Raw genomic sequence first — 12,298 nt, forward strand, 5'->3', positions numbered from 1 at the left:
TTGCTGAGGTGTCATCCTGGGGGATAATGCCGCCTTTTCACCGCAAACTTGAGCCCTTTATCGCTTATGTTGTCTAGAACCCTGCTATGCCTGGCTGTTACCAGCGCCTCCATGCCCTTGCTCGCCGACACTGTCTGGTTGAAGAATGGGGACAAACTCAGTGGCAAGATTACCGTTTTCGATGGCGGTAAGTTGCTGATCCAGACCGATTACGCCGGTGCGATTCCCATCGACTGGAAACAGGTCAAGACCCTGGAGAGCGATCAGCAACTCCTGGTCAAGCAGGATGCCTACACCGGCGAGAAGGCCAAGGCGCTGCAGGCGGCCGAGGATGGCAAGGTCACCCTGGCCAACGGTGATGCGCCCAAGACCGTCGAGCTGGCCAGTATCCAGCAGATCCTCAAGCCCAAGCCGGTGGTCGAAGACCTGGTGTGGAAAGGCAATATCGACGCCGCGCTGGATTACCAGCGTGCGGAAAACGATACCGATGATTACGACATCGATTTCAAGACCTCGGCCCGCCACGGCAGATGGCGGCACACCGCCGAAGGTGAATACAACCGTGAATTCCAGGATGACGTGGTTTCCACCGATAACTGGCGTCTGGAGTATTCCCTCGACCGGTTCCTGACGGACAAATGGTTCTGGCAAGGTCGCCTGAACTACAAGCGCGACAAAGTCGAAGACCTGGCGCGCCAGCGCGTGGTGGGTACCGGCCCGGGCTACCAGTTCTGGGATGATGAACTGGGGGCGTTCTCTCTGGGTTCGCTGCTGAACCGCACCGACTATGAATACCGCGACGGCGGCAAGGACAACTTCTATTCCGTCGCGATGAAGTGGGACTACAACCGCTACCTGATCGGCAAGCGCGTCGAGTTCTTCACCAACGGCGAAGTGGGCAAGCCACTGTCCGGCGTGGCGGAGTACGCCTATGACGCTGAAGTGGGGCTGCGCTACAAGGTCACTGATTGGGCGTCGCTCAACCTCAAGGCGGAGAAGGATGTCATCGAGGGTACTGAGGACAGCGATCTGAGCAAGACACGCTACACGGCTGGATTTGGCGTCACCTGGTAGTCCCAGGCTAGTAACAAGCCCTGTGGGAGCGAGCTTGCTCGCGATAGCGGTATGTCAGCAATATGAATGTTGACTGACACGCCGCTATCGCGAGCAAGCTCGCTCCCACAGTTTTTTGTGCGCCGGTAAAAAACGACAGGCAAAAAAAAGCCCCGCTTTTGAGGGCGGGGCCTTTTACTAAAGCAAGTACAAGTTAGATAACTTGAACTTCTTCAGCTTGCATGCCTTTCTGACCGCGGGTAGCGATGAAAGAAACCTGTTGGCCTTCTTTCAGGCTTTTGAAGCCGTCGGATTGGATAGCTTTGAAGTGAACGAACAGGTCGTCACCGGATTGTGGGGTGATGAAGCCGAAGCCTTTTTCATCGTTGAACCACTTAACGGTACCGGTTTGGCGATTAGACATGGTGTAACTCCTTGAACAAAGATAACTGCGACTCAGGAAGAACCCTGGCCGAGACTGAGTGCAAAGAGCAGGAAAAATTCTTGTAGATGGTTGGATCGAAATTCAACATATCGTGTAGAGATTCTCAGTGACACAAGCAACACAGTGGCGCCACCTTAACCCTTTTTCCAGAATGTGCCAATGGTCTTTGCGAAGGTTTCTCTTATTTGGTGACTGACGGCGCGGGTGATGGCCGGCAGGACCCGGAAATCAAGGTGGATCGGCGAGATTTGCGTGCCGCGCTTTGAACCCGGCCCCGTGCCCCGGTAAGATGCCGGACGTATTTTTTCCACCTCGCTATTTCAGGAAACCGCCATGAGCATCAAATCGGACAAGTGGATTCGCCGCATGGCGCAAGAGCACGGCATGATCGAGCCCTTCGTCGAGCGCCAGATGCGTGGCGAAGGCGCCGACCGGCTGATCTCCTTCGGTGTCTCCAGCTACGGCTACGACGTGCGCTGCGCCGACGAATTCAAGGTGTTCACCAACATCAATTCGGCCACCGTCGACCCGAAGAACTTCGACGAGAAGAGCTTCGTCGACGTCAAGAGCGACGTGTGCATCATCCCGCCGAACTCCTTCGCCCTGGCCCGCACCGTCGAATACTTCCGCATTCCGCGCAACGTGCTGACCATCTGCCTGGGCAAGAGCACCTATGCCCGTTGCGGCATCATCGTCAACGTCACGCCGCTGGAACCCGAGTGGGAAGGCCACGTGACCCTGGAATTCTCCAACACCACGACCCTGCCGGCGAAAATCTACGCCAACGAGGGTGTGGCGCAGATGCTGTTCCTTGAATCCGATGAAGAATGCGAAGTGTCCTACAAGGACCGTGGCGGCAAGTACCAGGGCCAGCGCGGTGTGACCCTACCGCGTACCTGATTCTGACGAACAGTTGGAATTCCTGGGCGGGCAGACACTCTATTGCGTGTACTGCCCGTTTTTGCGTCAGCGCAACGGGCTTCGCCCAGGAGTTGCTCTATGAAGATCGATCCGCGAATCAGTGCCGAACTGGCAAAGCTCGAGCCCAATCAGATCGGCGTCATGGCCTGGTCACTGCTGGCCCATCCTGCCGAAGCGGCGGGCGGCATTCCCGGCCAGCCCGATCCCGATACGCCCAACGAACAGCCTACCGAACCCGGCGAGCCGACCCTGCCGGACGAGCCGCCTCCTGCGCCTGTTGCCTGATGAGACGATGGCCCGCCAGCGATAGCACAGAGTGCTTCAGTTGACGGGCCATATTTCGTTATCGCCGATGACAAAAATCCTGCAACCGCGGTCTTGCTCGACTCGATAGCCACCTGTGAAGGCGCCGAAGGCCGGCAGCAGGCTGATTTCACTGCCCAGCCGAAAGCAGGCCAGGCGCAGGCGCTGCCGGCCCTTGCCGCTCAGGTGGTAGACCGGGTGTACGTGACCGGCCAGCACATGGCGGCTGGGGTGTGGGGTGGGCTCGTGCTGCACGGCGAAAGGGCCCAGCAGCAACGGCTCCGGTACGACGCGGATGTTCAGCGCTGACGGTGGATCGCCGGCGCGTTTGTCGTGGTTGCCACGAATCAGCGTCATGGCCACGTGCGGATGTCGTTCACGCCAATCGGAAAGTGCCTTCAAGGTGCCGGGCGCGTGAGAACCGGGGCCGTGGAGAAAATCTCCGAGAAAGATCAACTGTCGACACGCCAGGCGCGCCAGTAACCCATCCAACACCGCGATGTTGCTGGCGGTGGTGCCGTGGGGCACCGGTTGCCCGAGGCTACGATAGGCGGCGGCCTTGCCGAAATGAACATCGGCCACCATCAACGCTTGCTGATCGGGCCAATACAAGGCTTTTTCCGGGAGCAACCACAGCGCTTCGCCGGCCAGGCTGACGGGATACGGCGCTGGCATCAGGCGTCACCGCGATCGGCAGTCTTTTCCAGCTCGCTGACCATCCGCCGGATACGGTCGGCGAGTTTTTCCGAGCTCATGCTTTCCCGGAACCGCTCCACCAGCAGCGGGAACCCAAGCGGGGTGGGGCGCTTGATCACGTGCAGGTCCAGCTTCAAGGTATTGAGGCGTTGCAAGGTCTGCTCCAGTCGACGGATATCCAATTCTTCACGCAAGACTTCCTCCCCGGCCTGGGCCAGCAACAGATTGTCGGCGTCGTATTGTTTGAACACCTGGAAGAACAACCCACTGGAGGCCTGGACTTGCCGGGTGCTTTTCGGCGCACCGGGGTAGCCGGCGAAGACCAGCCCGGCGATCCGGGCGATTTCGCGAAAGCGCCTGAGGGCCAGCTCCCCGGCGTTCAGGCTCGCGAGCACATCGGCCAGCAGGTGATCGATGCTCAGCAGGCTCGGGGTCAGGTAGTGCGACCAATCCACTGCCGTGGCGCTGAGCAGTTCCAGGCCGTAGTCATTGACGGCAATGGAAAACGTCAGCGGTTGTTGCCGACTGACGCGCCAGGCCAGCAGGCTGGCCAGGCCCAGATGCACCTGGCGCCCGGCAAATGGGTACAGGAACAGATGCCAGCCTTCCCGGGACTTGAGGGCTTCGGCCAGCAAGGTGTGTTGCGTGGGCAAGCCGGACCAGCGTTGTTGGGTCAACAGCAGGGGCTGCACGGCTTGCATCTCCGGGCCCTCGAAGCGGCCCGTGGCGGCTTCGCTCAAGCGGGCCACGACGGCGGCCGCCAGTTCGCTGGAAAGCGGCATGCGCCCACCGTTCCAGCGCGGCACGGCGGCCTTCTTGGCCTGACTGCGGCGCACGTAGGCGGTCATGTCTTCGACCCGGACCAATTCCAGCAGTCGCCCGGCGAACAGGAAACCGTCGCCGGGCCGCAGGCGAGCGATGAAGCCTTCCTCTACGCTGCCCAGGGTCTTGCCGCCGCCGCCCTTGCTCCAGAACTTCAATTGCAGGCTGGCATCGCTGACGATGGTGCCGATGCTCATGCGGTGACGCCGGGCCAGGCGGGCGTCAGGCACACGCCAGACCCCGTGTTCGTCCGGTTCGACCCGTCGGTAATCGGGGTAGGCGGTCAATGTCAGGCCGCCGTGGCGTACAAAGGCCAGGGCCCAGGCCCATTCAGCCGGGTTGAGGTCGCGGTAGGCCCAGGCGCCACGTACCTCCTCGAACAGTTCTTCGGGAACGAAGCCGCCGCCCAGGGCCATGCTCACCAGGTGCTGCACCAGGACATCCAGTGGCTTGCGGGGGGATTCGCGGGGTTCGATGCGTCGTTGGGCCACGGCGTCCTGCGCGGCGGCGGCCTCGATCAATTCCAGACTGTGGGTCGGTACCAGCGTCACCCGGGAGGTCCGTCCTGGCGCGTGACCGGAGCGTCCGGCCCGTTGCATCAGCCGCGCCACCCCCTTGGCCGAGCCGATCTGCAGCACCCGTTCCACTGGCAGGAAATCCACCCCCAGGTCCAGACTGGAGGTGCAGACCACCGCTTTGAGCTGGCCGTCCTTCAATGCCTGCTCCACCCAATCCCGGGTGTCGCGCGACAGTGAGCTATGGTGCAGGGCGATCAGCCCGGCCCAATCGGGTCTTGCCTCAAGCAGCGCCTGATACCAGATTTCCGATTGTGCCCGGGTGTTGGTGAAGACCAAGCAACTGCGGCTGGCGTCGATTTCGGCGACGACTTGAGGCAGCATCTTCAGGCCGATGTGCCCGGCCCACGGGAAACGTTCGAGGGCCGGAGGCAGCAGTGTGTCAACCTGCAGCGCCTTGCCGTTGGCCCCTTGCACACTGATCCCGTTGCCTTGCGGGATCAACACCTGCTCGGCGTGGGCCTGGTTACCCAGGGTCGCGGACACGCCCCAGACGATGAGTTCGGGATGCCAGCGCCGCAAGCGTGCCAAGGCCAGTTGCAACTGCACGCCACGTTTGTTGCCGAGTAATTCGTGCCATTCATCCACCACGACCATGCGCAGGGTCGAGGCCGCGGCTTGCGCATCGGCCCGGGCGAGCATCAAGGTCAGGCTTTCGGGCGTGGTGATCAGCGCGGTGGGCAGGCGACGGCCCTGGCGGGCGCGCTCGCTGGCGCTGGTGTCGCCAGTGCGCAGGCCGACACTCCAGGGCACTTGCAGGTCGGCCAGGGGCGCTTCGAGGGCTTTGCCGGTATCGGCCGCCAATGCGCGCATCGGCGTGATCCACAGGACGGTCAGCGGTTCGGCCGGCGGCTTGCGTTTGCGTGGTTTGTCCGGCGGCGGTACCGGGCGGGCGAAACGGTTGAGGGCGGCAAACCACACCGCATAGGTCTTGCCGGCGCCGGTGCTGGCGTGCAACAGCCCGGATTCCCCGCGCTTGACCGCGGCCCATACCTGCTTCTGAAAGGCGAACGGCTTCCAGCCGCGGGCGCCGAACCACTGGTTTGCGAAATTGTTGGATGTCGCCATGCCTGCCGCGTGCGCCCTGGAAGTCCTTCTTCAGTGACCACGGCAGGATGCGAAAGGTTTTATGCGAGATAGCGTGGCGAGCGTGCTTTTGTGGCGAGGGAGCTTGCTCCCGCTGGGCTGCGAAGCGGCCCCCTGGATCTGGATGACATGCTGCGGAGGCTGCGCCTCCAGCGGGAGCAAGCTCCCTCGCCACAAAAGCAGCGTCTGGCGCCGAATGCCAGTCAGCTAAGCAGCAAACATGTGGGAGCAAAGCTTGCTCGCGATTGCGGTAAGCCAGCCGACTAAGATATTGGCGACTCTGCCGCTATCGCGAGCAAGCTTTGCTCCCACAGGATTTATGCCGTTTGTTCCTAACTGACAGGCATTGGCGCCTGGCGCCTTCTTTTCAGGGGAGTCCGAAGTTTATTTCAGGTTGCCACTGAGAAACTGCTTGAGCCGTTCGCTGGTGGGATTGCCCAGCACGTCTTCCGGAGCGCCTTCTTCTTCCACCAGGCCCTGGTGCAGGAACAGCACCTGGTTCGAGACTTTGCGGGCGAAGCTCATTTCGTGGGTCACCATGATCATGGTCCGGCCCTCTTCGGCCAGGCCCTGGATCACCTTCAGCACTTCGCCCACCAACTCCGGGTCCAGGGCCGAGGTGGGTTCGTCGAACAGCATCACCTCCGGTTCCATCGCCAGCGCACGGGCAATGGCCACGCGCTGTTGCTGGCCGCCGGAGAGAAACGCCGGGTACTGCTCGGCAACCCGCGCCGGCAGGCCGACCTTGTCGAGATAACGCCGGGCACGGTCGTCGGCTTCCTGCTTGCTCACACCCAATACCCGGCGCGGCGCCATGGTGATGTTTTCCAGCACGGTCATGTGGCTCCACAGGTTGAAGTGCTGGAACACCATGGCCAGGCGGGTGCGGATGCGTTGCAGTTCGTCGGCGTCGGCCACGTGCATGCCGTGGCGGTCCTTGATCATCCGGATCGGTTGGCCGTCCAGGGTCATGGCGCCGTCATTGGGTTGTTCCAGGAAGTTGATGCAGCGCAAAAAGGTACTTTTGCCCGAGCCGCTGGCGCCGATGAGGCTGATGACGTCGCCGGTCTTGGCCTTGAGCGAAACGCCCTTGAGCACTTCATGTTCGCCATAGCTTTTATGCAGGCCTTCGATGGTCAGTTTGTACATGGAGCATGCATCCTCAAGGCGAAAGTAGGTAGCCGCTGCGGTAGGCCTCGGTGCCGGCGACATGGGCGATCACCATGCCGGCCGTGGCCATGCGACGCAGCGAACGGGCGTACAGCAGCCCGGCGTTACGGCAATGAACGGGGGTGACGGTGTCGTTGACCGGATCGATGATTTCCGCGATCAGTTGCCCCGCCTCCAGGTATTCGCCGGGCAGGGCGCTGTAGACCAGCAACCCGCCCACGGGCGTCGCCACCGGCTCGACCGCGGCCAGCGGCGTGGCCGGGTAGGGCAGTTCGGGCATGGGCATCGGTTCGCCGTCGATGGCGCCGAAGCGGATCAGGTATTCGATCAAGGCCTGGCAGTCGAGGCTCGCCAGCCCGTGGTTGACGTCACCCTGGCCACGCAATTCCACGGTCACCGAAAAACTGCCCAGGGGAATTTCGAAGCGTTCGCCGAAGCGTTCCTTGAGTTGCCACCAGAGCAGGGTGAAGCATTCGTCGAACGACTGGCCGCCCGAATCGGTCGCCAGCAGGCTGGCTTCGGCACCGATGTAGCGGGCCAGCGGCTCGACCTGGGGCCAGGCTTCGGGTGTGGTGTAGAGGTGGGCCACGGCTTCGAAGTCGCAATGCAGGTCCAGCACCATGTCGGCGTCGCAGGCCAGCCGTTGCAGGGCCAGGCGCAGGGATTGCAGTTGGGTGCCTGGGGTCTGCCGGGCGAGGGCATCGCGCAGGCTGGTGCGGATCAGCATCAGGTTGTGCTGCGGATCGTCGGTGAGCAGCTCCTCGATTTCGTTGCCGATCTCTTCGCTCAGGTCGACGAAGCGGCGGTTGAAGTTCTGCCCGCTCTCGGTTTCGTAGCGACCCAAAGGCACGTCCATCAGCACTTGTTCGAGGCCGATGGGGTTGGCGACCGGTACCAGCACGATCTCGTGGCGCAGGTGGCCCGACGCCTCGAGTTCGGCCAGGCGTTGCTTGAGGTGCCAGGCGACCAGCATGCCCGGCAGTTCATCGGCGTGCAGGGACGACTGGATATAGATTTTGCCGACGGCTTTTTCCGGGCCGAAGTGGAAGCTGTGGATCTTGCGTGCGGTCCCCGGTACCGGGGCCAGCTGGTCATGGATCTGGTGGCGCATGTGCGTGTGTGTCCTGGAACAAAAGCCCTAGTGGGTCGGCCCGAGGAAGGCCAGCCATCGGCGTTCGGCGAGGCGGAAGAGGCCCACCAGCGCAAAGGTGACGGTCAGGTAGATCAACGCGGCGATCCCGAACGACTGGAACGTCATGAACGTCGCCGAGTTGGCATCCCGGGCGACTTTCAGCACGTCTGGAACGGTAGCGGTGAACGCCACGGTCGTCGAGTGCAGCATCAAGATGACTTCATTGCTGTAGTACGGCAGCGAGCGCCGCAGCGCCGAGGGCATGATCACGTAGGCGTACAGTTTCCAGCCGGTCAGGCCGTAGGCCTTGGCCGCTTCCACTTCGCCATGGTTCATGTTGCGAATCGCCCCGGCGAAAATTTCCGTGGTGTAGGCGCAGGTGTTCAAGGCAAAGGCCAGGATCGTGCAGTTCATCGCGTCGCGAAAGAAACTGTCGAGCATGGGTTGGGCGCGTACCGCCTCGATGCTGTAGATGCCGGTGTAGCAGATCAGCAGCTGGATATAGAGCGGCGTGCCCCGGAACAGGTAGGTGTAGAACTGCACGGGCCAGCGTACGTAGAACCTGGGTGAAACCCGGGCGATGGACAGCGGGATCGACACCACGAAGCCGATCAGCAGCGAGGCGCTGAGCAGCCACAGGGTCATGGCCAGGCCGGTGATGTTGACGCCGTCGCTGTAAAGGAACGGCCGCCAATATTCCTGCAGAAGTTCGATCATCGCACCGCCTCCCGGGCTCCGGCGGCGTAGCGGCGTTCAAGCCAGCGCAGGATGAAATTGGACGCGCTGGTGATCAGCAGATAGATCAATGCCGCCAGCACCAGGAAGTAGAACAGTTGGTAGGTGCTCTTGCCCGCATCCTGGGCCGCCTTGACCAGGTCAGCCAGGCCGATGATCGACACCAGCGCGGTGGCCTTGAGCATCACCATCCAGTTGTTGCCGATACCCGGCAGGGCAAAGCGCATCATTTGTGGAAACACCACGAAGCGAAACCGCTGGCCACGCTTGAGGCCATAGGCCGTGGCGGCTTCGACCTGGCCCCGGGGGACCGCGAGGATCGCGCCGCGAAAGGTTTCGGTGAAATACGCGCCATAGATGAAGCCCAGGGTGATCACCCCGGCGCCGAATGGGTCGATCTCGATGTATTCCCATTCCATGAAGTCGGTAAACGAAGTCAGCCAGGTTTGCAGGCTGTAGAAGATCAGCAGCATCAGCACCAGGTCGGGTACGCCGCGGATCAGCGTAGTGTAGAGCTGGGCAGGGATTCGCAGCAGTTTGACGCTGGACAGCTTGGCGCTGGCGCCCAGCAGGCCGAGCAAGACGCTCAACAATAAGGACAGGGCCGACAGCTTGATGGTCATCCAGGTGCCTTGCATCAGCAGCGGGCCGAAGCCCTGCAGGCTGAAGGCGGAGAGCCCCAGATTTTGTAGGAGTTGTTCGAACATGGAGGAGGCCTTTGGCAGAAAAAAAGCGCCCACCCGAGACCGGATGGGCGCCGCGCATTATTTGCCGCTGTACAGATTCAGATCGCCAAAGTGTTTTTTCTGGATCTCGGCGTACGTGCCGTCGTCGTGTAACGCTTTGATACCTTTATCCAAAAGCGCCTTCAGCTCTTTGTTACCTTTATTGATACCGATGGCGGTCTTGGATGGCAGCAGTTCGCTGTCCACCGGCTTGCTGACTTCATAGCCTTCGCCCTTTGGCGATTTCAGGAAGCCCAGCTCAGCCTGGAGCATGTCCTGGATCGCCGCGTCGAGGCGGCCGGAGGTCAGGTCGGCGTAGACCTGGTCCTGGTTCTGATAGGCCTGGGTCTTGACGCCAGCCTTGTCCAGCACGGCCTTGGCGTAGGCTTCCTGGATGGTGCCCTGCTCATAGCCGACGGTCTTGCCTTTGAGCGAGGCAACGTCTTCGCTCAGGCCCGAGCCCTTCTTGAAGACATAGGCCGTTGGGCCGGAGAACAGCTCGTTGGAGAAGTCGATGACTTTTTCCCGCGCCGGGGTCACGGTCATGGAGGAGATCACGCCGTCGAATTTTTTGGCCTTGAGGCCCGGGATCATGCCGTCGAAATCGCTTTCGACCCATTTGCATTTGACCTTCAGCTCTGCGCAGATCGCATTGCCCAGGTCGATGTCGAAACCGACCAGGCTGCCGTCAGCGGCCTTGGACTCGAACGGGGCGTAGGAAGGGTCGACACCAAAACGTAGTTCCTTGTATTCCTTGGCTGTGGCGACGCCAGCGGCCATGCACAACGCCAGTGCAGAAAGGGTCAGCAGTGCTTTTTTCATTATTGAGTCCCTAAAACCAATTTGAGCGCTTGTGGCGCGTAAGATTGTTACCGGTGAAGGTCTGAACGGTATGACGGCATAAAGGTAGCAATTTCCGAACCATAGTGCCGAACAAGTGTTTTAAAAGCACGGGCGGCGGGAGACGGAACGCAATGGTGCGCGGAGATGAGCGTACATCAAAAGTTGCACCAGGATGGCGCGGACTCTGCGTTTCTGTCGCTCGCAGAGTGCCTGCCGCTGCTGGGTAGCGATTAGCTGCGCAGGGGCCGGCCTTTGATGGGAAAGCCAGGGCGGCCTAACGGTTTTCGTCCCGTTTGTTCAAATCTCAGTATCGGATCTCAATGCGGGACTGCTGTGTGCGGTGTTGTTGGCAAGCGCTCGGCCAAGGGATTGCCCGGTCATTTCGACATACCGGTAGGTGAACATCGACACCAGAACGACCAATCCCACTACCAGCAAAGCGATGAGGTTATTGAGCGGTACGTTACCGAGGTCCAGGTAACGAGTCCCGTCGACCATCGGTGCAATGTCAACGCCAAAGATTTTTCTCGCCACCATAAACGCTGACACTACGCAAAACAGAACGGCCGCGTGGGTCAGGTAGATGGAATAAGACAACTTGCCGAGAAAACCGAAGCCACGTCGCGCCAACAACCGCGACACGGACCCGCCATCAAAGGCGAATATCACAACGATGACACCGAACACGGGGCTGGCCAACAGCTGCTTGGCTGCAAAATCGTTGACCACGAAAACCAGCGCCGCTGCCAGCGCCAGCACTTCAAGCGTTGTCAGCAACCAGGTCTGGGTCTGGTTGGGGCGGGGGAGCTTCACATACACGGTGTACGCCAGGCAACCGGTGAAAAAGTAAGCGAGGCCCCGGAGCGATTCGATGGTGAAGAAGGTATTGCCTGCATACATCAGTGCCAGGGCCACGAGTACCATCGTTGCCCACGCCCATGTCCGGATGCCGAAAGCGATGCCCAGGATAAGGGCGAAGATCATGTAGGTGTAATACTCGATACTGATGCTCCAAGACGGATAGTTGAACGACAGGGGATTAGTCAAATGCGTCCAGGATTGCAACAGCAGTGCATTTGGCAGAATTTCAGAAGGGGCGAACTTTCCTGAAAATGGCTCATTGTTGAAGTCCATGCCTTTTTGGGCAGCCATATACCTGCCGCACTCTAACAATATAAAAATAGCCAGCATAAAGAGGTGCAGGGGCAGCAAACGGAAGGTCCGTGTTATGAAGAATTTGCGAAAAACAAACTGTGCGGAGCTGCCATAGGCATGCATCAATACAAAGCCACTCAATACAAAAAAGAAAGATACGAATATTTCGGCATGGCGAAATAACAACCATTCGGTAAAACTTCCGCTGACGCGCAAGTGGTAGAGCATTACTGAAATCGCCATCAACCCCCTGAAACTGTCCAATGAGTGAAACCGCTTCTCTACGCGCATTTTTTTCAGGCTCCCTTGCTAGTGTGGGGGCACGTCTCGGTTTCACTGCGATCACCCTACCGTAGGGGATGGTCTCGCCCGGCCTCACCGTGGGGAAGCTGCCGCTCGCTCCCCGAATGACTGTTGCATAAAAGGGCCTGGCGCAGGCGCTGGATGGGAGACACTTAAATAAATTCACTGATCTGATGTCACGTTAGCAGTGCTCTTTAAAAGAGCAAGTCGGTTTTTTCTGGTCGTGATAAATAGACTCGTGACGCAATTACGGCGTCAGAAAAGCTGCTAGCCTGCGGGACATCCATAGTTTTTTTAGAATCACATCATCCCGCACCAAAGCACATATATTTAA

Annotated in this window: 12 protein-coding genes; 3 read left to right on the forward strand and 9 right to left on the reverse strand. The window is 60.2% G+C overall.

What is annotated here, in order from left to right; all coding sequences use genetic code 11:
• The first annotated feature begins 66 nt into the window (after nt 1–66).
• On the forward strand, nt 67–1,074 hold the full coding sequence (locus tag PSH84_RS10675) for a DUF481 domain-containing protein (RefSeq protein WP_122565399.1): 1,008 nt from the start codon (nt 67–69) through the stop codon (nt 1,072–1,074).
• 193 nt (nt 1,075–1,267) lie between these two features.
• Here the strand turns inward: PSH84_RS10675 and PSH84_RS10680 are convergent, their stop codons facing one another.
• Entirely contained in the window at nt 1,268–1,477 is a 210-nt protein-coding gene (locus tag PSH84_RS10680; RefSeq protein WP_002554837.1) for a cold-shock protein, read from the reverse strand.
• 354 nt (nt 1,478–1,831) lie between these two features.
• On the opposite strand from PSH84_RS10680, the gene dcd reads away from it, so the two are divergent.
• Complete coding sequence (gene dcd, locus PSH84_RS10685; RefSeq protein WP_003184751.1) at nt 1,832–2,398, forward strand: dCTP deaminase; 567 nt, start codon at nt 1,832–1,834, stop codon at nt 2,396–2,398.
• A 99-nt stretch (nt 2,399–2,497) separates the two neighbouring features.
• Nucleotides 2,498–2,704: a hypothetical protein gene (locus PSH84_RS10690; RefSeq protein WP_122565397.1), complete on the forward strand. Its 207-nt coding sequence runs from the start codon at nt 2,498–2,500 to the stop codon at nt 2,702–2,704.
• Between the two features lie 36 nt (nt 2,705–2,740).
• Here PSH84_RS10690 and pdeM read toward each other — a convergent pair whose 3' ends face one another.
• From pdeM to PSH84_RS10730, 8 genes are all read right to left on the reverse strand, one after another.
• Complete coding sequence (gene pdeM / locus PSH84_RS10695; RefSeq protein ID WP_305482842.1) at nt 2,741–3,397, reverse strand: ligase-associated DNA damage response endonuclease PdeM; 657 nt, start codon at nt 3,395–3,397, stop codon at nt 2,741–2,743.
• Nucleotides 3,397–5,883: a ligase-associated DNA damage response DEXH box helicase gene (locus PSH84_RS10700; protein ID WP_305482844.1), complete on the reverse strand. Its 2,487-nt coding sequence runs from the start codon at nt 5,881–5,883 to the stop codon at nt 3,397–3,399. The genes pdeM and PSH84_RS10700 overlap by 1 nt, the downstream gene beginning before the upstream one ends.
• Nucleotides 5,884–6,285: 402 nt before the next feature.
• Complete coding sequence (locus tag PSH84_RS10705; protein WP_122565394.1) at nt 6,286–7,050, reverse strand: ABC transporter ATP-binding protein; 765 nt, start codon at nt 7,048–7,050, stop codon at nt 6,286–6,288.
• A gap of 13 nt (nt 7,051–7,063) precedes the next feature.
• Nucleotides 7,064–8,182, reverse strand: coding sequence for a succinylglutamate desuccinylase/aspartoacylase family protein (locus PSH84_RS10710; protein WP_305482846.1), 1,119 nt, complete (start codon nt 8,180–8,182; stop codon nt 7,064–7,066).
• 27 nt (nt 8,183–8,209) lie between these two features.
• Nucleotides 8,210–8,920, reverse strand: a complete 711-nt coding sequence (locus tag PSH84_RS10715) for an ABC transporter permease (protein ID WP_122565392.1) — start codon at nt 8,918–8,920, stop codon at nt 8,210–8,212.
• Entirely contained in the window at nt 8,917–9,645 is a 729-nt protein-coding gene (locus PSH84_RS10720; RefSeq protein WP_025212190.1) for an ABC transporter permease, read from the reverse strand. Before PSH84_RS10720 ends, PSH84_RS10715 begins: the two co-directional genes overlap by 4 nt.
• A gap of 57 nt (nt 9,646–9,702) precedes the next feature.
• Entirely contained in the window at nt 9,703–10,485 is a 783-nt protein-coding gene (locus PSH84_RS10725; protein WP_122565391.1) for a transporter substrate-binding domain-containing protein, read from the reverse strand.
• A 318-nt stretch (nt 10,486–10,803) separates the two neighbouring features.
• Nucleotides 10,804–11,952 (reverse strand): acyltransferase family protein, encoded by a 1,149-nt coding sequence (locus PSH84_RS10730; RefSeq protein WP_305482847.1) that lies wholly within the window; start codon nt 11,950–11,952, stop codon nt 10,804–10,806.
• Between the last annotated feature and the right edge of the window lie 346 nt (nt 11,953–12,298).

This window comes from Pseudomonas beijingensis (assembly GCF_030687295.1).
GTDB classification, from domain to species: domain Bacteria; phylum Pseudomonadota; class Gammaproteobacteria; order Pseudomonadales; family Pseudomonadaceae; genus Aquipseudomonas; species Aquipseudomonas beijingensis.